Genomic DNA, 24,073 nt, shown 5'->3' with positions numbered 1-24,073 from the left:
GCCCGATGTCAGCGCGCGTTTTTACGTCAAGCGAAATGCGTTGTGTGTGCCCTGAATACTTTGTTCTGCTACGCCATCGGGCGTATGGCTTGCACCCTGCGCATGACAACACCATGACAGCCTGTTCATCGAGGAGTCACATGCTCATTGCGCAGTTGTCCGATCCGCACATCCGCCCGGAAGGCGTGCTCTACCAGGGCGTCGCGGCGTCGAACCGCATGTTCTCGGAAGCGCTTGCGCATGTGCACGCGCTCGATCGGCTGCCCGACCTGCTGCTGATCACCGGCGACCTCGTGGACGAGGGACGGCCCGAGGAATACGCGATGGTCCGCGAGCTGCTCTCGGCATCGCGCATTCCCTTCCTCGTGATCCCCGGCAACCACGATCACCGCGAGAACTTCCGCATCGCCTTCCGGGACCAGCCCTATCTGCCGGCCGAAGGCGCTCTGCACTGGTGCGTGGACGACCATCCGGTGCGCTTCATCGGGCTCGACTCGTGCCCCGTCGGAAAGCACCACGGACACGTCGACGCGCAGGCCGTCGAGTGGCTGGCGCACACGCTCGCGCAGGACACCGCCAAGCCCACCGTGCTCATGCTTCATCACCCGCCCTTCATCAGCGGAATCCCCTACATGGACATCTACCGCTGCATGGAGACACAGCAGCTGGAGGCGGTGGTTCGCCGCGCACCCAACGTCGAACTCGTGCTGTGCGGCCACGTGCATCGCACGATGCTGCGGCGCTGGGCCGGCACCGTTGTCTGTTCCTGCCCGAGCACCACCACCGAGATCGATCTGCAGCTTGCCGCCGACGCGCCGCCGCAGTCGCACATCGGACCGCGCGGCTGCATGCTGCACCTGTGGGACGAGGCCCATGGCATGGTCAGCCACGTGAGCCACATCGGCGCTTTCGCGGGTCCCTACGGATTCGCCTGAGCACGGCCATCGAAGACGTCGATCACCCTCGAACCAGCGGAGCCAGAAGACAGTGAACTACACGGATTTCGTCACCGCCAATGCCGCCGAGTTCCTGCGCAGCCGGAACATCGGCTTCGATCTGCTGCAGGCACTGGCCGAGGAGCAGGGCTTCGACGACGCGCTGGTGCTGCTCACGAGTTCGCCGGTGCACGGGATCGCCACGGCCACCAGCGACATCGACCTGGTCTGCGTGACGCCGCAGGCGGTGAGCAAGGGGCAGATGGCGACCCAGATCCATCGTGGCGGGCAGCACTGCGAGATCCTGCCGATGGGCGCCGACGATCTGGCGCGCGCCTTTGCCGATCTTGCATCGCTGTCGACGCGTGACTTGCCGCAGCGACTGGCCGGCTACCAGCGCTGGGACGCGGGCCACGCGGTGCGCAGGAAGTACCTGGAACGCGTCGTCTATGCGGTCGCCACAGACGGCCGCGCACATCACCTGTCCCACCTGGGCGCGTTGGTGCCCGTGGCTGCTGCGCAGGAGTACGACGCCTTCCACCAGAGCCGCGTCTGCGCCCTGTTGGCGCTGCGCGCCGGCGAGCTCGAGGCCGCGCGCGGCCATCTGGTCAATGCATGCCTGGCCGCGATGGCGGCCGCGCTCTCGCTCGGCGGCTGGGTGCTGTCGAACAAGAAGTGGACCCTGCGGCGCTGGCGCGAGGCCGCGAGCCCGCGCATGCGCGTGGTCGATCCGCAATTGCGGGAGCTGCTGGACGCCACGTGGTCTCGGACCAGCGATTTCCTGCACGCGATCACCGCGCGAGAGATCGACGCGCTGGGGGAGATCGATGCACGCCTCGGTGTGCTGGCTGGCGCGCCTACCGGCGAGATTTCGCCGCGTGCGGCACTGCCTTCCGCCCAGACCCCCTGCACGCAGGCGGCGCTCGACAGGCGTTCGGCCTTCCTCATCGGCGAGGACGATCGCGCGCGCCTCGCGCCGCTGACCGACATGCTCGTGCCGCCGGCGCACCTCGCGGACCTGGCCATGCTCGATATGGCGCAGGCCGCAGCGTTGCTGCGTGCCGCACACAGCGGCACGCTGAGCTTCTCGCTCGTGGCGGTCGCTTGCACCGATGATGAAACCAAGGAGGACGTCCATGCGCTCGCTGCCTGAGCCCTCGCCCTGCTCGCCGGCGACGCGCGGCATCCGCTGGCTCCCGCGCATCGATGCGGGCTACCGGTTCGCCGCGGGCGAGCATGTCACTTCCACGATCACCGCCGCGTGGCTGCTCATGACCGAACTGCGCGCCTACATCGAGGACCTGGCCGGCGCGCGCGACATCCCGGATGCGGCGGCGCTCGTGAAGATCAAGATCGCAGAACTGCTGCTGCAGGTGGATGCGGTGCTGGGCCGGGTGGCCGCACCGCCCGAGATGCACCGCCTGCCGATGCTCATGGCCTACGGGCTGGGCGACGTGGCGGCGATGGATGGCGCCACGGCCACGCGGGTGCTCGGACTGGACGTGGCCACCGACGCCGCAGAGGTCGATCGGCTCACCGCCGTGCTCGAGGAACTGCTCGCGGCGTTTCCGAGCGACCTCGTCGACGCCCTGCAGCCCGAGAACCAGGGCCACGTGCTGCGCTTCCTGCGCAGCGCCAACAAGGCTTGCGAGCGCGTGGGCTGCGACGCCGGCTTCCTTGCGCCCCTGATGACCTCGCTATGACCGACAACCCGCTCGCCATGGGGCGCAAGAACGCCTTCGCGGACCGCTACGGCACGGTCTTCGGCCGCCAGCAGGGCCTGATGCTCAAGATGGCCGGGCTCGCGAGTTCGGAGAGCAGCGCCAGCGGCGCCTGGATCGAGGACAGCGCGGGCAACCGCTGGCTCGATTTCGGCTCCTTCGGCGTGCACCTGCTGGGTCACGCCCATCCGCAGGTGGTTCACGCGCTCACGGCCCAGGCCGCGCGCATGGGGCTCTCCTCGAAGATCCTCGCCAACGAGCCGATCGTGAGCGCGGCCGAACGCCTGCTCGCATTGGGCGGTGCGCCGCTGGACAACCTCATCTTCGCCAACACCGGCTCCGAGGCGGTGGAGGCGGCGCTCAAGCTCGCGCGCATCGCCACGGGCCGGCGGCGCATCCTCGCGTTTCGCCACGCCTACCACGGGCGCACGCCCGGCGCGTTGAGCGTGAGCCACGGCTACGAGCGTCACGGCGCCTTGCTGACCGATGGACAGTCGAGCTTCGTCGAGGTGGGCGACCTCGCGGCCGTGGAGGCCGCACTCGCCAGCGGCACGTATGCCGCCGCGATCATCGAACCGGTGCAGGGCGAGGGCGGCATCCGCCCCGTGGACCCGGCCTTCCTCCAGGCCCTGCGGGCGCTCACGCGCGCCCACGGCACGCGGCTCGCGCTCGACGAGATCCAGACCGGCCTGGGCCGCACAGGAGAGCTCGTGTGCCCGGTCTCGCCCGACGTCCGCCTGCTGGGCAAGGTGCTCGGCGGCGGCATGTTCCCGGTGGCCGCGGCGCTGTTCGATACCGCGCAGTTCGGCGCCGCTGCGCGAGACCCGGTCGTGCATGCCTCCTCGTTCGCGGGCAGCCCGCTGGCGGGCGCCGTGGTCAACGCGGTGATCGACGTGGTCAACGAGGCGTCATTCGCGCCGCGCATCGCGCGGCTGGGTGCGCGCTGCCGCGAGGCGCTGGCCGCGCGCATCGGCGCGCACCCTGGCGTGGCGGCCATCCGTGGCCAGGGTTTCATGATCGGCGTCGAGTTCAAGGACACGGGCGATGCCGGGCAGATGATCATCGAGGCCGCCAAGCGCAAGCTGCTGGTCGCCTTCTGTCTCACGGCGCCGAACGTCGTGCGCGTGTACCCGCCCGCGGTCATCGACGAAGCAACGCTCGTGGACGGCATCGAGCGCTTCTGCGACAGCGTCGCCGCGCTTCCCGTCCGTCATTCCCCGCCCCAGAAGGAGCCTCTCGCCAATGCCTGACGTCAACTCATCGCTCGCCATGGGTCCGATGGACCGTGAACGCCTCTGGCTCACGCTGTGCGACTTCGAGCGCTATCCGGATTTCATGCAGGACGTGCTCGAGGTGCGCGTGGAGCGACGAACGGCCGGCGAGATCCTGAGCCACTGGCGGGTGCTGCTCAACGGCAGCGAGCTGTCGTGGACCGAGCGCGACCTCCTCACCGACGACCACCGCATCGTCTTCGAGCAGACCGACGGCGACCTGGAAGTGTGGCGCGGACAGTGGCGCGTGCTGGAGGCCGAGGACGGCAACCTCAGCGTGGAACTCGACGTGAGCTTCGATCTCGGCATCCCGTCGCTCGCCGAGGTGCTGCATCCCATCGGCGAACGCGCGATCCGCGCCAACAGCCGCCAGATGCTGGAGGGCATCCGCACGCGCATGGCCGTCGCCGACGGCCTGCTGGTCGGCTCATGAGAATCCTGCTCAGCGGCGCCAGCGGTACTGTCGGCATGCCGCTCGCGGCCGCCCTGCTCGTGCACGACGCCGGCCTGCGCTTGGTCTGCGTGCTGCGTTCGCACAAGGCACGCACGGCGCTGGAGGAGGGGCTGCCGGCCGCGCTGCGCCCGCGCCTGGAGGTCGTCGAGGCCGACCTGTCGGACGACGCGTCCGTCGATGCGGCGCTCGGCGCGATGGCCGCCGACGACATGCCGACCATCGGCGTGCACCTGGCCGCGGACGTGTCCTGGGACAAGAGCTGCGAGGAGATGCTGCAGCTCAACGTGCGGGGCACGCACAACTTCGCGCGCCTGCTGCTGGGCTGCTCGAAGCGGCCGCAGATGGTCTACGTCTCGACGGCCTACACGCGCACCCACGACTGGGAATACCGCAACGGCTACGAGGAGAGCAAGGCCATGGCCGAGCGCAGCCTGCGCGAGGCGTTCGGTGCCCGCCTGCCGATATCGACCTTCAGCTGCAGCCTGGTGGTCGGCGACAGCCGCACCGGGGAGATCGCGCGCTTCAACGGCCTCTATCCCCTCATCAAGTTCCTCGCCGCCTTCCACCCGCCCTTCCTCGTGGGCAACAAGGACGGGCTGCTCGACATCGTTCCGGTGGACTGGGTGGTCGCCGAACTGCATGCGATGGTGCTGCGCTGCGCGGCCGACGGCGAGCCGCGCGAATGCGTCGCCTCCGCCGGCGAGCAGCGCGTGCGCTACGAGGCCGTGGTGCGGCTCATCGAGGAGCGCATCGCGCTCGCGCGGCGCCGCCACGGGCTGCCGGAGGTTGCGCCGGTGCCCATCCTGCGCGATCGGCAGTGGGGCTTCCTGAAGCGCGCGCTGGCCGCGTGGCAGCCGCCGGGCATCTCGCGTTCGGACTTCCGCTACTTCGAGCGGCTGCTGCGTGTCTACGGCACCTATGCGAGCAGCGACCGCGTGCGCGCCCCCCTGCACGTGCGCGAGCCCGCGCCGGATCCGCTGGGCTTCCTGCCGCGCGTGGTCGACCATTGGATCGCATGCCATCCGCGCACGATGCGCGCGCAGTCCGCCGCCGATGCGGCCGTCCAGGAGCAGGTCGCATGACTGCGGCGCCGGGCATGAACACCACGATCGGCGGGAAGCCGTTGCGCCTGCCGTTCGGGCCGGGCACGCTGCAGGAGCTCGCCACCCTGCGGCCCTGGCGGTGCGCGCTGCAGATTCTTACGCAGTGGCTGGTATGCGCGCTGGCGATCGTGGCGGCCCAGCGCATCGGCCAGTGGCCGGCGACGATCGCCGCGATGCTGGTCATCGCCACGCGGCAGCATGCGATGCTGGTGCTCATGCACGAGGCGGCGCATCGCCTGCTCGCGCGCGACCGCCTCGTCAACGACATCGTCGGCAACCTGCTGCTGGCCTTTCCGCTGACCCTGAGCGTGGCGCGCTACCGCGCGCATCACTTCAGGCATCACCGCCATCTCAACGACGAGGGGGACCCGGATCTCGCCGACTCGGAGATTCCCGCCACGCGGGGGCGCTTTCTTGCGCTGCTGCTGCGCGACGCCTCGGGCCTCACCACGCTGGCGACGCTGCGCTCGGCCAACAGCTTCGGCATGCTGGGCCTGTTCTCCAGGCAGTCGCCCGGCACCGGGCTCGATCGCTGCCTGGCCGTGGCCTTCATCGCCGTGGTGGCCGCGCTGGTGGCGTGGTTCGGCGTGTGGCGCGAGTTCGTGCTGTACTGGCTGGCGCCCGTCCTCCTGTTCATGCCCGCGATCCTGCGCGTGCGCGGCATCGCGGAGCATGGGGGGCGGCTGAATCACCCGGCGCACACCGCGGCGCGCAGCCTGCGCGTCGGCTGGATCGAGCGCTTCCTCTGGGCGCCCTGCCACATCAACCGGCACTGGGAGCACCACAGTTGTCCGGCGGTGCCCAGCTACAACCTGCCGCGGCTCTCGCGCCTTCTCGCCGCCGGCGACGCGCGCTGCGCCGCGGCCAACCCGACGCGCGGCTACTTCATCGGCCCGCATTCGCTGATCCACGAACTCTATCCGGCCGCAGGCGAAGTGCCGGCGCGCGCTGCCGCGGAGAAAGGCGCACATGGTCCTCACGGGAAGTGAAATCCGCCGCATGCGCGAGGCGGGCTCGATCGTCATCGAGCCGTTCGACGACAGGCAGGTCGAGCAGAACTCGTACGGCTGCAGCCTGGGCGCGGAGATCCTCGAATACAGCTCGGACCAGATCGATCCCCACCTCGGGCTGCAGGTGATCCGCCACACCATCCCCGAGGAAGGGCTGGTGCTGCACCCCAACCGCTTCTATCTCGGCCAGACGGCCGAACGCATCGGCGGCGTGCACTTCGCCAGCGAGCTCTACGCGAATCTCTCGACCGCCCTGTGTGGCATGTTCATCCAGACCAGCGCGCCGCTCGGCCACACGGGCGCGGTGATCTGCTGGACCCTGGAGATCGTCGTCACGCAGCCGCTGCGCGTCTATGCGGGCGCGCGCATCGGCAAGGTTTGCTTCTGGACCAACCTCGGCGGAGAACTGAAGTATCAGGGCCGCTACGTGGGTTCGGAAGGTGTTGTTCCCTCGCGAATCATCATGGACTCCAAATGATCCTTACAGGCACCGAGATCTCCCGACGCGTTCATGACGGCGACATCACCATCTCGCCGTTCCTCCAGAAGAACGTCAATCCCAACAGCTACAACTTCAGGCTGGCGCCGCACATGAAGGTGTACCAGGAGGGCGTGATCGACATCAAGGAGGAAAAGCCCACCGAAGACATCCACATCGGCCCCGAGGGCTTCGTGCTCGAGCCGATGCGGCTGTATCTCGCCACCACCATGGAGACCATGGGCAGCACGAAGTTCGTGCCGACCTACGCGGCGCGCTCCTCGATCGCGCGGCTGGGCATGTTCATCAACCTGTCGGCCTCGCTCGGCGACATCGGCTTCGTGGGCAAGTGGACCATCCAGCTGCTGGCCATCAACCGCATCCGCGTCTATGCCGGCATGGACATCGGGCAGATGATGTTCTGGGAGGTGCAGGGCGACATCGACCTCTACGACGGCAAGTACCAGGGCGCGACGGAGGCCTTTGCCTCGCGCATCTTCATGGACTACCAGAAGAAGGCCATGCCGCTGCACGCGCCGATGCCCATGGCGGCGCAGCCTGCGCTGGAGATCGTCGACGCGCGCGCGGCCGAGCTCGACGGTGTCTGAGGGGAGCGCGCCCGATGTCTTCCAAGTACCGCACGCTCGTCGCGCTCTCGCACGCGGTGCCCGTGCCCGCGCTCTTCTCCCTCGACGACGCGCAGCTGGCTGCGCTGTGGGTCGACCACGGCGCCGTGCGCGCGCAGGCGCAGGAGGTGCTCGCGGGCATCCGCCTCACGGCGGGTGCCTTCCTGGACCGCGACCTCGATCGCCTCGAGGCGATCCCCTCGCCACGATGGGCGGACGATGCCGACGAGCGGCTCGCCGCCTGCATGCAGGCCGCGGAACTCTCGCCCGCGACGCCGCTGGCGGTGCGTTCCTCGGGCGGCATCGAGGACGGCGCCGCGCACAGCTTCGCCGGCATCTTCGAATCCGTGCTGCAGGTCGAAGGCATGGCCGCGCTGAAGGGCGCGATCTCCCGGGTGTGGCGCTCCGCCTTCTCGCGCCGCGCGGCCGTCGAGCGGCTGCGTTGCGGCCTGCTCGACGCACCGGTGGAAATGACGGTGATCGTGCAGCGGATGGTCGACGCCCGATGGGCGGGTGTCGCCTTCAGCCACGACCCGATCGACGGGCGCCCCGAGTTGCTGGTCGAGGCGGTGCAGGGGATCGGCGACGTCCTCGTGTCGGGTGCGGCCGTCTCGCAGTCGGTGCGATGGGGCACCGGGGGTCTGAGCGGTGATGCGCCGCTGCGCGACGCGCAGGAGATGCTGGTCGAGCTGGCCGCCATCGTGCGCACGGTCGAAGCGCAGCTGGGCACCGCGGTCGACGTCGAGTGGGCCAGCGACGGCGAGCGGGTGTGGGTCCTGCAGGGCCGGCCGATCACCTCGCTGGGCACGGCGACGGACGATGCGCCCGAGGCCGCGTGGACCGATCTCTATCTGGCTGCCGACGAGGACATCGCCGCCTTCCGCCCGCTGCCGGGTTTCGCGAACTACTTTCGCACCAAGCGCCGGCCGCTGGCGGTGCTGGCCCATGCGCACGGCGTGGCACCGGGCACCGCCTTGCTGGTGCGCGGCAATGCGGATGGCTTCGGCGCAGCCTCGCGAATGGAGGCACTGTGCAGCCGCTTCGGCGAGGACAGCGTCGTGCTCGATTTCTCCGATGGCCTGCGCCAGCAGGTGCTGCCCACGCGCGAACTCGCTTCGCGGCTTCGCGAGGTGCTGGGGGCGAAGGCGTCGACCTTCGTGATCCGCGACTACGTGCGCGGCGACTGGGGGCTCATCACGCAGCCTACCGCGGACGGCGGCGTGCTCTGCGAGTGCTCCGCCGACGGGCTGCTGGCGATCAACCGCGGTTCGGCGCAGACCCATACCTTCTTTCTGGGACGCGGCGGGCAGGTTGTCGGCGCGCAATCCGCCGCGGCGGCACCGTTCGGCACCAGGCAGCGCGAGCAGCTCTACGAGGCCACCCATGCGGCGGTGGCGCGCTTCGGTCCGGTCCAGCTCGAATGGGTGGCCGGGGCGGGGGGGTTGAGGCTGATCGACTTCTCGCCGATCCGCAGCCTGCATGCCGCGCAGCTGGATGACAGCCATGAGGAGGAGGGCCGCCGCACCATCTCGCCCGGCTTCGCGCAAGGCGCGGCGCTCGTGGTGTCGGCTGACGGGCACCTGGAGGACATCAGCATCGCCGCGACCGTGTCGATCAGCCACATGCCGAGCGCCGAGAGCCTCGGGCCGGCCATGGTGCGCCTGGCCGAGCGCGCGCGCGCAGGCGGTGGGGAGATGATCGTGGTGGCGCCGCGCCCCTATGCGGCACTGGCCGCGCTCATTCCCTACGTGCGCGGCTTCGTGTTCGAGCAGGCCTCCATGCTGTGCCACCTCGCGATCCTGCTCCGAGAGGGCCAGGTGCCCGCCATTGCCTCGCGCGCTCTCTATGCGCGCGGGCTCGACGGGGGCAGCCTCACGATCGAGGCGCGCACCGCGCCGCGTGCCGCGCGCACCAGCCCGGAGGCCGCATGAGCGAGGAGACGGTCTACTTCCTGGTTCAGGCGAACGCCGAGCCGCGCGCGCTCGCGGCCGTGCTCGTCTGCCGCGGCGCCGGGCTGCGAAAGGGGGCGAACAGCTTCTACGTGCGCGGCGGCGACCTGCGCCTGCATTCCGTGTGGCTTGCGGATGGTCGTCGCGAGGCGGCGCCGTCCGACTGTCCCGCCTTCGAGACCCGCAGCTTCAGTGCGCCGCAGCGCGCGCTCAGCCGAGGCTTCTGCGCCTGGCTCTGCGCAAGCCATCCGGCACTGGCCGCAGCGCTCGATGCCGGTGCCGGGCTGCCCGCGCGCATCGCGCCGGCTGTCGTGGCCACCGAAGAGGGAGGGACGCTCGCCTTCCATCACTTCGTCCAGCAGGGCGAACTCGCCAGCCTGTTCCTGCGCTATCGCGAGGAGGCGCCGCCCGCTGGCGGCACGCCGACATGGGCCGACTTCGAACGCCTGCTCGCGAGCCATGCCCCGGTGCTGGCCGCGCTGCGCCCGGCGCTGGGCGACGAGTGCTGGTACACCAAGTGGCGGCCCGACCTCGAGATGGAGCGCAAGTTCACGTTCCGCGGCATCCCCGACACCTGGCGGCTCCTGATCGCCTTCCACGACGTCATCGCCAAGGGTGATCTGCCCGACTTCGTGCCCGAGATCGATCGCGAGATCCAGGTGTGGGACTACGAGCAGCACATCTTCGAGGTGCTCGGCGGCAACGCCGAAAGCGGCTACATCGCCTATATCCCGCAGGCCGACGGGCGCATGACCGTCAAGCGCAAGTGGTTCATCGAGAACAGCGAGGTGCGCCGCGAGTCGCTGTGGGGCGACCTGTCGCTGGGCATGACCGACATTGAGGCGCACGTACGCACGCTGACACCCGAGGCCACGCGCCGGCTGCCGTCCTATCGGCGCAAGCGCTTCGACGCGCAGTTCGAGTCGCTCGCCACCGGCAACATCTTCGGCATCTACATGGACGTGTGCCGCACGCTCGACGATGCGCATGCCTTCTCGCAGTGCGAGGTCGAGTACTGCCGCACCCGCAGCTTCGGCGAGCTGCGAGGACTGGAGCAGGATTTCGACGCGATCTCGGGCTTCGTGGGCGCCTCGCTGGCGCGGTGGCGGCAGTCTCACCAGCAGGACCTCTACTCCAAGCTCGACTTCGTGCGCGAGATCGCGGACGGCGCGCCGGCGCGGCCCCAGCCCGTGCCCGCGCCCTTGCCTGTGGGGAGCACCGCATGAGCGCGGCACTGGACGAGGCGCTGATCGTGTTCGGCAACTGGCGCCTGCGCCATGCGGAGCCGTCGCCCGAGGGGGCCCGCCGCTTGCGCGTGCAGCGCGTGCGCGCACGCCAGGGTGCGCGCGCAGCCCAGGCGGACTGCCGCGGCGCGCACGCGGTCGTAGCGCATTGCGTGGAGGCTGCCTGGCAGCCCGTGGCGCCCGGCAGGCAGGAGCCCTGCCAGAGCCACAACGTCGACCCGGACTGGATGCCGTTGGCCCACGTGGACATCCGTGGCGGGCTGGTGCAACTGCGCCACCTCGTCGATCGGGCCGACCGCCACGTGACGCATTTCATCGCGCCGCCGCTGCCGGTGGCGCCTTTCGCGCCCGGGCTGCTGTACGAGCGCCTGTGGCAGGCCTTCCAGGCCAACCACCTGCAGACCAGCAACTACGAATGCCACTACGCGGTCCACGCCACCGTGGGCGACATGCACGTCGCGATCGATACGGCGGCGCCGCTCGATGTGCTCGCACTTGGCGATGCGTGGCTCGACGAACTGGCAGCCGGCACCGAGGCGGAGTCCGCCGTGGACTTCGTCGCGCAGATCGGCGACGAGCTGCAGCACTGCTGCCACGACAACGTCCTGTGCCGCGTGCTGCCCAACCTCGGCCATCGGCATGGCTGGGCGAACGCAGCGCTCTTCAGCCGCAAGCGCCGCGCGCAGGCGCTGGAACCGCTGGGCGAGTTCAGCACCTTGCTGCGCCAGGATGGCGACGCAGCCTGGACCGAGCGGCGCGAGTCCGACCGGCCATACGGCACGGCCGTCGAGGTCGATCTCGCACAGCACGTCGACCTGCCGCTGCAGCCCGTGGCGCGATGGCGCCGCACGGGGGCGAGCTCGGGCTGCGAATCGCTGGAGACGGGCAACCTGTTCAGCGTCGGCTTCCACCGCGCCCAGCCCGTATCGCCTGCCGGTTCTCCCGCCGTCGCCCCCGTCTTCCACTGCGTGATCGCCTACCTGCGCACGCGCGGCGAAGGCAGCGCCGCGCTCGTGGCGCGCGAGCAGGCGGCGCTGCGCGAGAAGGTCGTGCGCTTCCTGCAGCGCCGGGGCCTGCACGCCGCCGCCGACGACCAAGGCCTCGCCCGCGTCTACGAACGCATTTCCGAAGGAGTCGCCCACCGATGATGGACAGCCTGTTGACCAACTCCGTGTTCAGCCTGCGCCTGCGCGCCGGCGAAGCCTCGCAGTCGCTGGCGACGCGCCTGCGGACCTTCCTGTCGCCCTACTTGTGGATCGGCACGGGCGACGGCGAGCCCGACCTGACGGTGACGTTGCGGCCTGCCGATGGATTCCTGCCCGCTTGGCGCGAGCGCTGCGCCGTGGCGATGACCATCCGCGAAACCTACGCCATCGGCTTCACGCTGAAGGTCCGGCGTGGCACGCTGGACGATGGCTCCCAACTGGCCTGGGACGCCGACATGCGGGTGGGCTACCGCTACGACACCGCGCGCCGCGAGGTCGAGTTCCACGGCGACGAAACCACGTCGTTCATCCACCTGATCGAGCTGGTGCGGTACTTCGGCCTGCTGGTCGAACAGTCCAAGGGCACGGCCATCCTGCACAGCTCCGCCGTGCTCGACGCCGCGACCGGGGGCGTGGTCGCCATCGCCGGCATCAAGGGCGCGGGCAAGACCACCACCATGCTCGATCTCGTCCTCGGCCAGGGCCACGGCTATTTCTCGGGGGACAAGCTCTTGCTCGACGTGGTGGACGGCCGCTTGCGCGCGCGCGGCTGGCCCGACTATCCGCACATCGGCCTGGGCTCGCTGCGGCAGCATCCGGGGCTGGTGGAGCGGCTCGGCGACGAGGCCGCGGCGGCGCTGGATCCGTCGCGCGCCGATGCAGACAAGATCCTGATCACGCCCGAGGCCTTCGCCGCCGCCCTCGGCCGCAGCCCGGTCGGCAGCGGCTGGCTCGAACGCATCGTGCTGCCCGAGGTGGCGGTGGACGAGGCGCTGCGCAGCCGTGCGCTGCGCGGCGAGGAGATCGACGACGTGCTGCGCGACCCGCGCATCTTCGAGTGGCCGCACACCTTCGTCACCTCCACTTGGCACGGCATGCCGCCGGCCGACCGCGCGATGGAGCGCCGCGTGGCCGCGCCCGTGGCCGCCGCGCTGGGCACCTTGCCCTGGATCAGTACGCCGGGCCGCGCGGCGCTGGTTCCCGCCTGAGCGCGCGCAGGAGCACGACACCCATGCACACCCCATCCTCCCTCGCTGCAACTGCCGCCGCACGCCCGGCGCTGTGCCTGTGCCTGGTGGCGCCCAGCGGCTCGGGCAAGAGCACGACCGCGCAGCTGATCCGCAACTGGCTGCTCGCGCGCGGCCGCTCGGTCGAGGTCGTGAAGCTGGCCGAGCCGCTGTACCGCCTGCAGGCCATGTTCTATGCCGAGGCCGGCGTACGGCTCTCGCCCGAGACCCAGGACCAGAAGCTGCTGGAGAGCGTGGCCACGCATCTGCGCGCCATCCACGCGCGCGCGCTGGCCGACGGATTCCTGCGCCGGCTGGAGGCCTCGCGCGCCGACGTGGTGATCAACGACGACCTGCGCGACGACCGCGTCGACTGGCCCGCGCTGCGCGAAGCGGGCTTTCTCGTGGTGAAGGTGGCGGCACGCGCCGAGGTGCGTGCGCAGCGGCTGGCCGAGCGCCAGGACCTCAGCATCGTGAAGGACAGTCCGCTCGATCTGCAGATGGCACGCATCGAGGCCGACTACGTGCTCACGAACAACGGAAGCCTCGCCGCGCTCGAGGCGCAGGTCGACGGACTGTGCCGGTTGCTGGCGGGCGGACGCGTGGACGGGCGCGCGGGCAAGCACACCGACGAGCGCGCAGGGTTGGCGGCATGAGCGCCTGCAAGGGCCTCTTCTGGCTGCTGGTCGACGGGTTGTCGCACACGCTGTGGCAGCAGCTCGCGCCGAGGCTGCCCGTACGCATCGACTGCGTGGTGCCGCTGGAGCCGCTGTCGCCGAACTGCCAGACGCCGCCGTCGCTGTTCAGCATCTGGAGCGGGCTCGATGCGAGCGCGCATGAACTCACCGGCTACGAGATTCCGGATCCGCAGGCCGGCGATCCGCTGGCGGTCGCCGATGCCTTCGGCCGCTGGCCGCGCACGACCGCGATGGTGTGGGACCGCTGGGCGGCCGCAGGCGGGCGCATCCGCGCCAGCGCCGTGCCCTTCGTGCAGCCGGCGCGGCTGGCGGGCGCGCTGCTGTCGCACACCGAGGTCTATGCTCCTCTGGTGAGCGCGCCCGCCGTGCTGGCGCCGGGCGAGGTGCTGTCGGTTCCGGCGCTGCGGCTAGCCTGCCGGCTTTCGGTCTCGGCCGACGGCAGGGCGATGGTGCTGCACGAGGTGCCCATGGGCGGCGACCTGCGCATACCGTTCGGAAGCACGGCCCACGTGGCGCTGTCGGCAGCGCTGCCGGCCGCGGTGGCCGGCGACACCAACCGTGCGGTGGCCGTCCGTGCGGCGCTGGTCGAGGGCGAGCCGCGGCTGTGCTTCCTGGGCTTCCAGCCGGTGTTCGTGCACGGCCGCGATGCGGCGCTGCGCCGGCTCGCGCTGCGCCATCGCGCCTGCAGCGTGGGCAATTCGGCCCGGCTGCATGCCGCCGGCGCGCTGGGGCGCCATGTCGACCAGGGCGGTGACGGCGCGGCCGAGTTGCTGCTGCTCGACCTGCTCGACGTGATGCACCGCAGCTTCCTCGACGACATCCTCTGGAGCCTGCGGGCGGGCGAGGCAGAGCTGATCGTGGGCTACTACCCGGTGATCGATCTGGTGTCGCACCAACTGCTGCGCCACCTGCAACCGAGCGCGACCGCGACCCCGGCGCAGCTGGCCGTTGCCGACGCGATCCGCGCACGGCTCGCGCGCTGGCTGTTCGAATTGTTCGATGGTTGCGCAGCGCTGCTCGCGCCGGGCTGCCGCTTCGTGGCGCACTCCGACCACGGCATGCAGCCGCTGACGCACGACCTCGCGCCGAACCGCTGCTTCGCGCAGCGCGGATGGCTCGCGCTGGACGATGCGGGGCAGATCGATCCCGCGCGCTCGATGGTCTTCTACCACCCCGCCGAAAACGGTTGGCTGGCCCTGCACCCTGCGCGCATGGCCTCAGCCGGCGTGACGGCGCAGGCCCTGGTCGAGGCGCTGGACGCCGCGCTGCCCCCCGAGCTCGCCAAGGGCTTCCGGCTCATCGAAGGCCCGGTGGTGGAACTGGACGGCGGATGGCGCAGTCCCTGGTACCTGCAGCCGCCGACCGCATCGCGCCTGCTCAAGTCGCCCCGGCTGCCGTTCGCGGCGCCGAGCCGCAAGGGGGGCGACCACACCTGCTGGTCCGATGCGCCCTGGCTCAAGGGGGTGTTGCTGGAGCCCGCATGGCAGTCCGGGGCGGCGCCGTGGCGCACGCCCCTGACGCTGATGGACCTGGCGCCCGCGCTGATGGCGCACCTCGCACGGCCCGCGCAGGCGGCCACGGCACCGACGCCTGTATCCGCAAGTGCAAGTGCAAGTGCACAGGTGAAGGCGCAGGCATGGCATTGAAGGCGCTGTTGATCGACATCGACGGGACGCTGGTCTTTCGCAACGAAGCCATTGCCGGCGCGAACCTGGCGCTGCGCGAAGCGAAGGCGGCCGGCCTCGCGGTGCGGCTGCTGACCAACATCAGCGCGCGATTGCCGCATCAGATCGCCGCGGAACTGCGCGCTTGCGGCATCGATGTGGACGAGCGCGACATCCAGACGGCAGGCACTGCCTGCCGTGCCTACCTCCGGCGGCAGCCGGCCGCCTCGTGCCACCTGCTGGTGCCCGAGGCCATGGCCACGCTCTTCGAGGATGTGCCGCGCGACGACAGCAAGCCCGACTTCGTGGTGATCGGCGACGTGGCGCAACGTTTCGACTACGGGCTCCTGAACGGCGTCTTTTGCATGCTGCGCGAGGGCGCGCAGCTGCTGGTGCCGCACCGCAACCTCTACTGGTTCGACGGCAGCGGACCGCCCCGGCTGGACGCAGGCGCCTTCATCCTGGGGCTGGAGGCCGCAGCGGGCTGCAGCGCCATCGTCACCGGCAAGCCTTCCGCGGTGTTCTTCCAGGCCGCACTCGATGCCTTGGGGGTGCGAGCCGACGAAGCCATGGTGGTCGGCGACGACGTGCTCACCGACATCGCGGGCGCCAGGGCGGCAGGCCTGGCGAGCGCCCTGGTGCGCACCGGCAAGGGCGAAGCAGCCCCGCAGCCCGGCGCGGCGCAGCCCGACATGGCACTGCGCAGCATCGCCGAGCTGATGACCCGGCTGCGCGACGCCGGTCTTCTTTCCGCAGGCTGAAGCCGCCAAGACAACACGACAACGAGGGACCCCACGCCATGCAGTTCGCCGATGCCATCCGCACGACAGAGTTCGACGCGTTCTACACCTTCGACCCCGAGCGCCTCGCGCGCGCGACCACGGCCTTCGTGGAAGCCTTTCCGGGCAAGGTGCTGTACGCGGTGAAGGCCAACCCGCTGCCGCAGGTCCTGTCTACCGCGCGCGCGGCGGGCGTCGCGGGCTTCGACGTCGCCTCCATCGCCGAGGCCCTCCTGGTGCAGGCGCAGGTGCCGGGCGCGCGCTGCTGGTTCATGAACCCTGCCAAGTCGCGACGCGACATCGAGCGCAGTTGGCGCGACCTCGGGCTGCGGGACTTCGTCGTGGATTGCGCCGCGGAGCTCGACAAGCTGCTGGCGGTGTTGCCGACGCACGATGCTTCGGTGCGCGTGTACGTTCGCTTCCATTCGGGCGCGTCCGACGCGCTCTACGACCTCAACAGCAAGTTCGGCGCCTCGCACGAGGAAACGCTGAGGCTGCTGCAGCGCATCGCGGCGCAGACGGCCTGGTCCACGGGTCTCGCCTTCCATCCCGGTTCGCAGACGGTCAGCGTCGAGCCCTACCTGGGTGCGATGCAGACTGCCGCCAGGCTGATCGAGCAGGCGGACGCCTCGGTGTCCGCGCTGGACATCGGAGGCGGCTTTCCCGCTCCCTATGACAACATGCCGGTGCCGCCGGCCACCTCCATGCTCGCGCGGCTGGGCGAGTTCGTCGCCTCATCGGCGTCGCTGCGGCGCCTCGAGCTGATGTGCGAGCCGGGGCGCGCGCTCGTGTACGACTGCATGTCGCTCTTCGCGCGCGTGATCCTGCGCAAGGACGATGCCGTCTACTGCGGGGCCGGCATTTTCGGCGGCCTGCTGCCCGCGCAGCAGTTCTTCCGTTTGCCGGTGCGGGCATGGCGCGACGGCAGGCCGATCGCCAACACGGCGGCCGACGCGCAGCGCGAATTCATCGTCTTCGGCCCGACCTGCGACAGCAACGACCGGCTCGCGTTTCCGTACGCGCTGCCTTCGCAGCTGCAGGAGGGCGACTGGATCGAATTCCAACACGTGGGCGCCTATTCGGAGAGCGTGCGCTGCGCGTTCAACGGATTCTCGGTCGATCACATCGTGACGCTCGGCGCGCATGAGCTGGACTGAGCGCTCATGCGAGCCATCCGCTTCAATGTCGAGGCCGGCATCCTTCGAGACCTCGAGGACCTGATCGCGCAGCAGAACGCCGAGAGCGCCGCGGAACCCGGCAGGCCCCGCGTCCGTCTCGCGGCGACGCCGCAGGAAATCGCGCAGGCCGCAGGCGTGATGACCGAGGCCTTCGTCAGGAACCAGGACAAGGCCTGGCTGGCCTGGATGCAGCCCGAGGACGTGCGGCGCATCCGCGCCGGCGATGTCGTCCAAGCCGAGCAGAAGCTGTGTCGCGTGATCCACTACCTGCTGCAGGCCGCCCTTCGCACCGGCGGGGTGGTGGTGATCGAGACTGCGCAAGAGGACGAAGCTTCGACCGACGGCCCCAGGGCGATGCGCGGTGCCGCGCTGCGGACGCTGCCGGTCGCCGTGGCCGCCCGTAGCGGCCTGATGCACGAGCTCTTCGTAGGCGGCCATGCGGCCCTGCGGGCCTACGGGCTGCGCAGGACGCTCGCTGCGCAGAAGGCCTCCACTGCGCTGAAGCGCGCGACCGAGGCCATGCGTGTCCGGGAAGGCGTTCCCGAGCGCTGCATCCTGGGCGGCATGGTGTGCGTGCGGCCCGATCATGAACAGAAGCGAGTCGCCTCCCGCATGTCGAGGCCGTTCCAGCGCCTGGCCGACCTGCACGGGCTGCACTACCTGCTTCAAAGCAGCAATCCCGATCGCAACGACAGCCGCGTCTTCAAGCGCTTCGGCTTCAGGCACTCCGGGGAGCTCTACTACGGCGCCTCGAAGTTCAACAGCGTGGGCCCGTACCTCGTCAAGCTGATGATCAGGGACCCGGTACCGATCCCTTCGCGATGAGCGCCACTGCCGGCGCGGCGCGATTCGGCACGTACATATCCAGAGCCGGAGTCGCCGCGTTCTCGGGAGCCTTTGGCGCAAAAGTCAAGAGGCGATTGCCTCGAATACAGGCACTCTGGCGGCGACCCGCATGATTGCTGGCAACGCCGATGTTGTCCCTGTGTTATCCACAAAGTTTCCCACAGAGCCATGGGACAACTTTTTGCGGGGAAGACCCGTCTCGCCGGCCAAGCCGACACTCTGCTAGTGAGTGCTTTCCTGGTCGCGCACGTGAAGGATGGTGCCGTCCTGCGAAAACTCGAGCAGCAGGGGCGCATCGAGCATCTGGTACTTCTGCGCGAGCTGGAACAGCGCCTCCTTGAAGGACCCGCTGAAGCTGGCGGAACGGACCTCCGGCGTGATCGTGTAGTCGCGAGTGCTGTCCCACTGCACGCTGACGCCCACCGCGTTGCCCCAACGCAGGATCACGAGCCGCAACGATTCGTCCTCGATCGGCCAGTGGGCACGCACTGCGCGGACCCGCCGGTCGATCAACGCGGCGGCATCCGCTGCCGAGGTGTCGGTCGCGGCCTGCGCAGGAAGCACAGCTTCCGGCGCAGGCAGGGCAACGGCCGCGGGCATGTCCCGCCCGATCTTCTCCACCTGCACTCCCGCGGTGGCACCGGCGAGGGTGGTGAAGAGGCTCGCGCCGAGGGCTGCCCAGGTCGATGGATGGAGCAGGGCTCTTCCGAGCGTTGAATTCACAGATTGACGGTGTTCTGACAGTTCGATTCCGGGGCCACCGCGCGCAGCCACCATGTCGCAGCCGGCCACCATTTCTGATGGTATCCGGCTCGCGAGGTCGCGATCTGCTTCGGACCAGTTGAACCGCGCTGCCGATGGGCATCCGTGGGCGCCTCGTGACCCTGCTGAAACAGCCATCCCCGACAGCAAAGCGCTTGGGGCCTGACCCACCATGCGCTGACCTGCTTCCCACAAAAAGAAAACCCGCCGAAGCGGGCCAAATGGACAGCCGGTGGAGGGAGGAGGGAGAGAATGGCTGTCCGGGGTGGAGTTTAATCCTTTTGTACTCAATATAAAACCCCGGTCGGGGACGCGGTGTCCGTGGCAGCTGACCTGTCCGGAGGCCGCATGCCGTGGGGCCCTTGCGTTTCTTGAACTGGCGGGGCCGATCCCTATGTTCCGCCTCGGAGTGAACTGTTGAGGAGTTGCAATGCCGATGGACTTTCTGCGGCGCATCGAGGAGGCTTCCTTTCCACTGGCCATCCACGAAGAGGCCGACATACAGCGGGCCGCCGTGCTGGTGGCCGCCCAGTTGATCGAGGCCAACCTTCCCGAGCCCGGCAAGGGCGAGGGGCGCGGCGCGGTGATCCTGCGCATCACGCCGTTGGGGCGGGCGGAGCTCTCTCGGCTTCGGCCGCAGTGAGGGCGAGGCATCAGGTTCGTTTCGCGCTGGCTCGGCGCTCACACCCCCGCCGGTAGCAACGCGGCAAGCGCGTCTCGCATCAGCCGCGCGATCAGCTGCTGGCGCTCGCGCGGCATGCGCTCCAGGGTCGATGCCACGCTGATGGCGGCCGAGGGTTCGCCGTCGGCGTTGTGCACCGCCATGCCCACTGCGAGAACGCCATCGGTGGCATGGTTGCCGATGACCGACCAGCCCCGTTCGCGCGTGGCCTGCACCAGCAGCGCCATCCGCTCGGGCGTCATCCCGCCGTAGCGCGGCAGGCTTGTCGCGTTGGCTGCGATGGCGGCCTTCACCTGATCGTCGGGCAGTGCCGACAGCAGGGCCAGCCCCGCCGCGCCCACGCCGAGTGGCTGGCGGGTTCCGACCTGGATCACGAGGATCTGTATCGGGTGCGTTCCGACGTGCCTCGCGATGCATCGCGAGGCGGCGCCCTCGCGCACGATGGCGAAGGCCGCGTCTCCGCATGCCGTGCTCACCCGTTCCAGCACGGGGCGCAGGCGCGCCGCCAGGTTCGGCGCCGCATCGTTCAGCGCCAGGGCGGCCAGCCGCTGCCCCGCCACGTAGCGGAAGCGCCCGCGCTGCGCCACGTAGCCGCTCTCCACCAGCGTGGCGATCAATCGGTGGACCGTCGCGCGCTCCAGCTGCGCGATGCGGCACAGGTCCACCACGCGGAGTCCCTCGCGGTCGGCCGCGAGCACGGCGTCCAGCAATTGCAGGCCGCGACGAAGCGTCCGGCCGCCGCCGTCCTCCGCTTGCTCGCTGCCGGATCGGCCGCGCGCCGGGGTCGTCGAAGCGGGCTTGGGATCGAGGTTGGTGGAGGGGCGGCGGGTCGGCATGCGGTGGATCTCGGGGCGGGAGCGGGACCTCCGAGTGTGCCCAAAACGTCCGCCTGCCGGACGTTTCGATTGGTGCGTTGGTCGGGCCTGCCGAAGAATTCCCCGCTGACGCATCGGCCGCCTGCGAAATGCAGGGCTGTTGGCAGGGGCCATCGCCGACGTCGAGACCTCGAAGGAGACAACACGACATGATTCCCCCCACCGCATCCCGCCGGCGGCTGCTGGCACTTGCCACCGCGCTGCTTTGCAGCGCGGCCCTTCCCGCACGGGCCGAGCCCGCCGCCTGGCCGTCCAAGCCGATCAAGCTCGTGGTCGGCTATGCCGCGGGAGGCGCCACGGACGTGGTCGCGCGCCTGGTCGCGGTGCGGCTCGGCGAGCAGCTCGGACAGCCCGTGCTCGTGGACAACCGCACGGGCGCCAACAGCAACGTGGGCGCAGAGGCCGTGGCGCGCGCCCCGGCGGACGGCTACACGCTCTACGTCTACACCATCGCCAACACGATCAACGCTTCGCTCTATGCGCGACTCGGCTACGACCCGGTGAAGGACTTCGAGCCGGTCGGCCTGATCGCGAAGATTCCCAACATCCTGGTGGTCAACCCCAAGCTGCCCATCAGGAGCGTGGCCGACTACCTGCGCTTCGCGAAGGAGCAGCCCGACGGCATCACCTTCGCCTCCTCGGGCAGCGGTTCGTCCATCCACCTGTCCGGCGAGATGTTCAAGATGAAGGCGGGCCTGAAGATGCTGCACGTGCCCTACAGGGGGAGCGCGCCCGCGATCACCGACCTGCTGGGCGGGCAGGTGCAGTCGATGTTCGACAACATGCCCTCGGCACTGCCCCACGTGCAGGGCGGACGCCTGCGCGCGATCGCCATCACGAGCGCGCAGCGTTCGCCGCTCTTGCCCGACGTCCCCACGGTGGCGGAGTCGGGCTACCCGGGCTTCGACGTGCAGTCGTGGTTCGGGCTGGCCGCACCGGCGGGTACGCCGCATCCGGTGATCGAGCGCCTGAACGCCGCGCTGGACAAGGTGATGGCCGCACCCGAGGTGCGCCAGCGCCTGAGGGACCTGGGCGCCACGCCCGAAGCCGGCACGCCCGAGCAGATGCGCGCCCTCGCCGCGGCGGAGATCAAGCGCTGGCGCGAGGTGGTCAAGGCCTCGGGCGCCAAGGCCGAATAGATCGCAGCCAAGGCAACGCCCAAGCTCAACCCCGACAACGCCGACAAGGAGCTTCCACCGCATGTTTCCGATCGACTTCTTCTGGCGTGCTGCCCAGCGCTGGCCCGAGCGCATCGCCATCGATGCCCCCGAGGGCCCGATCCGCTACGACGCGCTCGCCGCGCAGGTGGCCGCGCTCGCCGCCGCACTGAATGCCCTCGACCCCGAACCGCAAAGCCGCGTGGGCATCTGCGCGAACAACAGCGCCGGGCACATCGCTGCACTGCTGGCCGTGCTGGCCTGCGGCAAGGTGTGGGTGCCGCTCAATCCGAAGAGCACCCGCCCCGAGTTGCGCCGCATCGTCGACGCAACGGAGCCTTCGATCCTCGTCGTCGAGCCAGGCTGCGCCGGCCTGCTCGAAGGCGCGCCGGGCGCGCGCATCCATTGCGGCGAAGCAGCGGCCGGCGAACCCACCGTCGCGTCGCTGACGGCGCGCCATGCCGGTGCCGCACGGCCATCGTTCCATCTGCCGCCCGAGGCTGCGCAGGCGATCAAGTTCACCGGGGGCACCACCGGCGCGCCCAAGGGGGTGATCCAGCCGTACCGCGCCTGGATGGCCACGATCGTCAACCAGATCCATGCCTGGGGCTTCGACGCGAACGACCGCTACATCGTGGCCGCGCCCATCACGCACGGCACTTCGACCTATCTCCTGCCCATCCTGGCGCAGGGCGGCTGTCACGTGCTGCTGGCGGAAGGCGGCGCGCAGGCGGTGCGCACGGCCTTCCGCGAGCGCGGGGGCACGGTGTGCTTCATGCCGCCCACCCTGGTCTACATGCTGATGGCGCTGCCGGGCGCATCGCGCGCCGACTTCCCTCAGCTGCGCCGGCTGATCTACGGCGGAGCGCCGATGCCGCCCGAGAAGATTCGCCAGGTGCGCGACTTCTTCGGTCCGGTGCTCGGCACCACCTACGGCCAGACCGAGGCGCCGCAGATCCTGACCGTGATGCGGCCCGAGGACTTCGAGGACGAGCGCAACTGGGCGGCCGTGGGCCGCGCCACGTGGTACAGCGACGTGGCCATCATGGCGCCCGATGGCCGGCTGCTGCCTGCAGGCGAGGTCGGCGAGGTGGTGGCGCGCGGCGACCTGGTGATGAGCGGCTACTGGCGCCTGCCCGACAAGACCGCCGAGACGCTCGTGGGCGACTGGCTGCACACCGGCGACCGCGGCCTGATCGACGATCGCGGCTATCTGTACCTCAAGGACCGGCTCAAGGACCTCGTCATCACCGGCGGCTTCAACGTCTATCCCGTGGACGTCGAGAACGCGCTTGGCCAGCACCCCGCCGTGCACGAGTGCGCCGTGTTCGGCATCCCCGACGACAAGTGGGGCGAGGCGGTGCAGGCCGCCGTGCAACTGCGCCCCGGCGCGCAGGTCTCGGCCGCCGAGCTGATCGCCTTCGTGCGCGAACGCCTGGGGCCCGTGCAGACGCCTAAGCAGGTCCACTTCTACGAGAGCCTGCCTCGCTCGCCCGTGGGCAAGGTGCTCAAGGCGGCCGTGCGCGAACGCGCGGTGGCCGGCGGGGCCGCTACCTCGGCCACCTCTTCTTCCTCTTCAACCGCCACCGTCCAATGAAAGACCACGCCATGCCCGACGCTCCAGCCACGCCCGTGACAGGCCTTTGCACCCATACGCTCACCAGCCTCCACTACCGGGACGACGACCTCGTCGAGGACCTGCTCGGCAAGAAGACCTTCACCGAGGCGCTGCTCAAGCAGATCCTGAACCGCACGCCGCGCGGCGTGGACCTGCGCATCACCGACGCCGTGTTGATCGTGCTGATGGAGCACGGCCTCACGCCCAGCGCCATCGCCACGCGCCTGGTCTACATGAGCGCGCCCGAGAACCTGCAGGGCGCCGTCTCTGCGGGGCTGCTCGCGGTGGGCAGTTCCTTCGTCGGCACGATGGAGAACTGCTCGGGCCTGCTCGATCGCATCGGCGCAGCCGCCGATGCGGACGCCGAAGCGCTGGAGATCGCGCGCGAGCACAAGGCGCTCAAGGCGGCGGTGCCCGGCTTCGGCCATCACCTGCACAAGCCGGTCGATCCGCGCGCCTACAAGCTGCTCGACATGGCACGTGCCGAGCCCGAACTGCCCGGAGACAAGGTGCGCGCGCTCGAGCGCCTGTCGGCGGCCGTGGACGCGGTGGCGGGGCGCCCGATCACGATCAATGCCACGGGCGCCGTGGCGGCCCTGCTCGGCGAGATCGGCGTGCCCACCGCCGTGATGCGCGGCTTCGCGGTCATCTCGCGCGCGGCGGGCCTGGTGGCGCACATCGTCGAGGAGCAGCAAAGCCCGTCCGGCCGCTTCATCTGGGACACGGTCGAGCACGCGATCCCGTTCGTGGCTGCAGCCGAGGCGCCGCGATGAAGGCGCCGACATCGGCGTGCGGCCGAGCCTGCGGGGCG

Annotated in this window: 24 protein-coding genes; 22 read left to right on the top strand and 2 right to left on the bottom strand. The window is 70.0% G+C overall.

Annotated elements, in window-relative coordinates:
* Positions 1-140 precede the first annotated feature (140 nt).
* From FHY06_RS24475 to FHY06_RS24390, 18 genes are read left to right on the top strand one after another with little or no spacing between them, the layout of a single operon-like run.
* Positions 141-935 carry a phosphodiesterase gene (locus tag FHY06_RS24475; RefSeq protein WP_184606588.1) on the top strand — a complete coding sequence of 265 codons (795 nt, stop codon included), beginning with the start codon at positions 141-143 and terminating at the stop codon, positions 933-935.
* A gap of 52 nt (positions 936-987) precedes the next feature.
* Entirely contained in the window at positions 988-2,088 is a 1,101-nt protein-coding gene (locus tag FHY06_RS24470) for a DUF6001 family protein (protein WP_184606587.1), read from the top strand.
* Positions 2,072-2,638, top strand: coding sequence for a DUF6031 family protein (locus FHY06_RS24465; RefSeq protein ID WP_184606586.1), 567 nt, complete (start codon positions 2,072-2,074; stop codon positions 2,636-2,638). Before FHY06_RS24470 ends, FHY06_RS24465 begins: the two co-directional genes overlap by 17 nt.
* On the top strand, positions 2,635-3,906 hold the full coding sequence (locus tag FHY06_RS24460) for an aspartate aminotransferase family protein (RefSeq protein ID WP_184606585.1): 1,272 nt from the start codon (positions 2,635-2,637) through the stop codon (positions 3,904-3,906). Before FHY06_RS24465 ends, FHY06_RS24460 begins: the two co-directional genes overlap by 4 nt.
* A complete protein-coding gene (locus FHY06_RS24455; RefSeq protein ID WP_184606584.1) occupies positions 3,899-4,360 on the top strand; it encodes an aromatase/cyclase in 462 nt (153 codons plus the stop codon). The genes FHY06_RS24460 and FHY06_RS24455 overlap by 8 nt, the downstream gene beginning before the upstream one ends.
* The gene (locus FHY06_RS24450; protein WP_184606583.1) at positions 4,357-5,463 is read left to right on the top strand and encodes an SDR family oxidoreductase; all 1,107 of its coding nucleotides are present in this window, start codon (positions 4,357-4,359) and stop codon (positions 5,461-5,463) included. Before FHY06_RS24455 ends, FHY06_RS24450 begins: the two co-directional genes overlap by 4 nt.
* The gene (locus FHY06_RS24445; RefSeq protein WP_184606582.1) at positions 5,460-6,473 is read left to right on the top strand and encodes a fatty acid desaturase family protein; all 1,014 of its coding nucleotides are present in this window, start codon (positions 5,460-5,462) and stop codon (positions 6,471-6,473) included. The genes FHY06_RS24450 and FHY06_RS24445 overlap by 4 nt, the downstream gene beginning before the upstream one ends.
* On the top strand, positions 6,454-6,972 hold the full coding sequence (locus tag FHY06_RS24440; RefSeq protein WP_184606581.1) for a dCTP deaminase: 519 nt from the start codon (positions 6,454-6,456) through the stop codon (positions 6,970-6,972). Before FHY06_RS24445 ends, FHY06_RS24440 begins: the two co-directional genes overlap by 20 nt.
* Positions 6,969-7,580 carry a dCTP deaminase gene (dcd, locus tag FHY06_RS24435; RefSeq protein ID WP_184606580.1) on the top strand — a complete coding sequence of 204 codons (612 nt, stop codon included), beginning with the start codon at positions 6,969-6,971 and terminating at the stop codon, positions 7,578-7,580. The genes FHY06_RS24440 and dcd overlap by 4 nt, the downstream gene beginning before the upstream one ends.
* Before the next feature lie 14 nt (positions 7,581-7,594).
* A complete protein-coding gene (locus tag FHY06_RS24430; RefSeq protein ID WP_184606579.1) occupies positions 7,595-9,529 on the top strand; it encodes a PEP/pyruvate-binding domain-containing protein in 1,935 nt (644 codons plus the stop codon).
* Positions 9,526-10,773 carry a hypothetical protein gene (locus FHY06_RS24425; RefSeq protein ID WP_184606578.1) on the top strand — a complete coding sequence of 416 codons (1,248 nt, stop codon included), beginning with the start codon at positions 9,526-9,528 and terminating at the stop codon, positions 10,771-10,773. Before FHY06_RS24430 ends, FHY06_RS24425 begins: the two co-directional genes overlap by 4 nt.
* A complete protein-coding gene (locus tag FHY06_RS24420; protein WP_184606577.1) occupies positions 10,770-11,939 on the top strand; it encodes a hypothetical protein in 1,170 nt (389 codons plus the stop codon). Before FHY06_RS24425 ends, FHY06_RS24420 begins: the two co-directional genes overlap by 4 nt.
* A complete protein-coding gene (locus FHY06_RS24415) occupies positions 11,936-12,985 on the top strand; it encodes a hypothetical protein (RefSeq protein ID WP_184606576.1) in 1,050 nt (349 codons plus the stop codon). The genes FHY06_RS24420 and FHY06_RS24415 overlap by 4 nt, the downstream gene beginning before the upstream one ends.
* Before the next feature lie 23 nt (positions 12,986-13,008).
* Complete coding sequence (locus FHY06_RS24410; protein ID WP_221404373.1) at positions 13,009-13,659, top strand: hypothetical protein; 651 nt, start codon at positions 13,009-13,011, stop codon at positions 13,657-13,659.
* Entirely contained in the window at positions 13,656-15,347 is a 1,692-nt protein-coding gene (locus FHY06_RS24405; protein ID WP_184606575.1) for an alkaline phosphatase family protein, read from the top strand. Before FHY06_RS24410 ends, FHY06_RS24405 begins: the two co-directional genes overlap by 4 nt.
* Positions 15,338-16,126: an HAD-IIA family hydrolase gene (locus FHY06_RS24400; RefSeq protein ID WP_184606574.1), complete on the top strand. Its 789-nt coding sequence runs from the start codon at positions 15,338-15,340 to the stop codon at positions 16,124-16,126. The genes FHY06_RS24405 and FHY06_RS24400 overlap by 10 nt, the downstream gene beginning before the upstream one ends.
* A gap of 38 nt (positions 16,127-16,164) precedes the next feature.
* Positions 16,165-17,301 (top strand): alanine racemase, encoded by a 1,137-nt coding sequence (locus FHY06_RS24395; protein WP_184606573.1) that lies wholly within the window; start codon positions 16,165-16,167, stop codon positions 17,299-17,301.
* Positions 17,302-17,307: 6 nt separating this feature from the next.
* Positions 17,308-18,147: a hypothetical protein gene (locus FHY06_RS24390; protein WP_184606572.1), complete on the top strand. Its 840-nt coding sequence runs from the start codon at positions 17,308-17,310 to the stop codon at positions 18,145-18,147.
* A 243-nt stretch (positions 18,148-18,390) separates the two neighbouring features.
* Here FHY06_RS24390 and FHY06_RS24385 read toward each other — a convergent pair whose 3' ends face one another.
* Positions 18,391-18,963: a TcpQ domain-containing protein gene (locus tag FHY06_RS24385; RefSeq protein WP_184606571.1), complete on the bottom strand. Its 573-nt coding sequence runs from the start codon at positions 18,961-18,963 to the stop codon at positions 18,391-18,393.
* A 397-nt stretch (positions 18,964-19,360) separates the two neighbouring features.
* Between FHY06_RS24385 and FHY06_RS24380 the strand changes: the two genes are divergently transcribed.
* The gene (locus tag FHY06_RS24380) at positions 19,361-19,573 is read left to right on the top strand and encodes a hypothetical protein (RefSeq protein ID WP_019657409.1); all 213 of its coding nucleotides are present in this window, start codon (positions 19,361-19,363) and stop codon (positions 19,571-19,573) included.
* Positions 19,574-19,611: 38 nt separating this feature from the next.
* Here FHY06_RS24380 and FHY06_RS24375 read toward each other — a convergent pair whose 3' ends face one another.
* Entirely contained in the window at positions 19,612-20,448 is an 837-nt protein-coding gene (locus FHY06_RS24375; RefSeq protein ID WP_126186074.1) for an IclR family transcriptional regulator, read from the bottom strand.
* Between the two features lie 188 nt (positions 20,449-20,636).
* On the opposite strand from FHY06_RS24375, the gene FHY06_RS24370 reads away from it, so the two are divergent.
* From FHY06_RS24370 to FHY06_RS24360, 3 genes are all read left to right on the top strand, one after another.
* A complete protein-coding gene (locus FHY06_RS24370; protein ID WP_019657411.1) occupies positions 20,637-21,626 on the top strand; it encodes a tripartite tricarboxylate transporter substrate binding protein in 990 nt (329 codons plus the stop codon).
* A gap of 61 nt (positions 21,627-21,687) precedes the next feature.
* A complete protein-coding gene (locus FHY06_RS24365) occupies positions 21,688-23,241 on the top strand; it encodes a class I adenylate-forming enzyme family protein (protein ID WP_145759956.1) in 1,554 nt (517 codons plus the stop codon).
* An 11-nt stretch (positions 23,242-23,252) separates the two neighbouring features.
* A complete protein-coding gene (locus FHY06_RS24360; RefSeq protein WP_020723321.1) occupies positions 23,253-24,035 on the top strand; it encodes a citryl-CoA lyase in 783 nt (260 codons plus the stop codon).
* Positions 24,036-24,073: the final 38 nt, after the last annotated feature.

It is taken from the genome of Variovorax atrisoli (assembly GCF_014195185.1).
Classification (GTDB): Bacteria; Pseudomonadota; Gammaproteobacteria; order Burkholderiales; family Burkholderiaceae_C; genus Variovorax; species Variovorax atrisoli.
This window is presented reverse-complemented; position numbering and strand designations above follow the sequence as displayed.

Bases quoted from the DNA above. Each gene is read 5' to 3' on its own strand.
- FHY06_RS24440 (WP_184606581.1), top strand. From the start codon at position 6,454: ATGGTCCTCACGGGAAGTGAAATCCGCCGCATGCGCGAGGCGGGCTCG.
- FHY06_RS24425 (WP_184606578.1), top strand. From the start codon at position 9,526: ATGAGCGAGGAGACGGTCTACTTCCTGGTTCAGGCGAACGCCGAGCCG.
- FHY06_RS24460 (WP_184606585.1), top strand. From the start codon at position 2,635: ATGACCGACAACCCGCTCGCCATGGGGCGCAAGAACGCCTTCGCGGAC.
- FHY06_RS24415 (WP_184606576.1), top strand. From the start codon at position 11,936: ATGATGGACAGCCTGTTGACCAACTCCGTGTTCAGCCTGCGCCTGCGC.
- FHY06_RS24450 (WP_184606583.1), top strand. From the start codon at position 4,357: ATGAGAATCCTGCTCAGCGGCGCCAGCGGTACTGTCGGCATGCCGCTC.
- FHY06_RS24420 (WP_184606577.1), top strand. From the start codon at position 10,770: ATGAGCGCGGCACTGGACGAGGCGCTGATCGTGTTCGGCAACTGGCGC.
- FHY06_RS24455 (WP_184606584.1), top strand. From the start codon at position 3,899: ATGCCTGACGTCAACTCATCGCTCGCCATGGGTCCGATGGACCGTGAA.
- FHY06_RS24405 (WP_184606575.1), top strand. From the start codon at position 13,656: ATGAGCGCCTGCAAGGGCCTCTTCTGGCTGCTGGTCGACGGGTTGTCG.
- FHY06_RS24395 (WP_184606573.1), top strand. From the start codon at position 16,165: ATGCAGTTCGCCGATGCCATCCGCACGACAGAGTTCGACGCGTTCTAC.
- dcd (WP_184606580.1), top strand. From the start codon at position 6,969: ATGATCCTTACAGGCACCGAGATCTCCCGACGCGTTCATGACGGCGAC.
- FHY06_RS24475 (WP_184606588.1), top strand. From the start codon at position 141: ATGCTCATTGCGCAGTTGTCCGATCCGCACATCCGCCCGGAAGGCGTG.
- FHY06_RS24400 (WP_184606574.1), top strand. From the start codon at position 15,338: ATGGCATTGAAGGCGCTGTTGATCGACATCGACGGGACGCTGGTCTTT.
- FHY06_RS24370 (WP_019657411.1), top strand. From the start codon at position 20,637: ATGATTCCCCCCACCGCATCCCGCCGGCGGCTGCTGGCACTTGCCACC.
- FHY06_RS24365 (WP_145759956.1), top strand. From the start codon at position 21,688: ATGTTTCCGATCGACTTCTTCTGGCGTGCTGCCCAGCGCTGGCCCGAG.
- FHY06_RS24430 (WP_184606579.1), top strand. From the start codon at position 7,595: ATGTCTTCCAAGTACCGCACGCTCGTCGCGCTCTCGCACGCGGTGCCC.
- FHY06_RS24385 (WP_184606571.1), bottom strand. From the start codon at position 18,963: ATGGTGGCCGGCTGCGACATGGTGGCTGCGCGCGGTGGCCCCGGAATC.
- FHY06_RS24410 (WP_221404373.1), top strand. From the start codon at position 13,009: ATGCACACCCCATCCTCCCTCGCTGCAACTGCCGCCGCACGCCCGGCG.
- FHY06_RS24360 (WP_020723321.1), top strand. From the start codon at position 23,253: ATGCCCGACGCTCCAGCCACGCCCGTGACAGGCCTTTGCACCCATACG.
- FHY06_RS24380 (WP_019657409.1), top strand. From the start codon at position 19,361: ATGCCGATGGACTTTCTGCGGCGCATCGAGGAGGCTTCCTTTCCACTG.
- FHY06_RS24465 (WP_184606586.1), top strand. From the start codon at position 2,072: ATGCGCTCGCTGCCTGAGCCCTCGCCCTGCTCGCCGGCGACGCGCGGC.
- FHY06_RS24375 (WP_126186074.1), bottom strand. From the start codon at position 20,448: ATGCCGACCCGCCGCCCCTCCACCAACCTCGATCCCAAGCCCGCTTCG.
- FHY06_RS24445 (WP_184606582.1), top strand. From the start codon at position 5,460: ATGACTGCGGCGCCGGGCATGAACACCACGATCGGCGGGAAGCCGTTG.
- FHY06_RS24390 (WP_184606572.1), top strand. From the start codon at position 17,308: ATGCGAGCCATCCGCTTCAATGTCGAGGCCGGCATCCTTCGAGACCTC.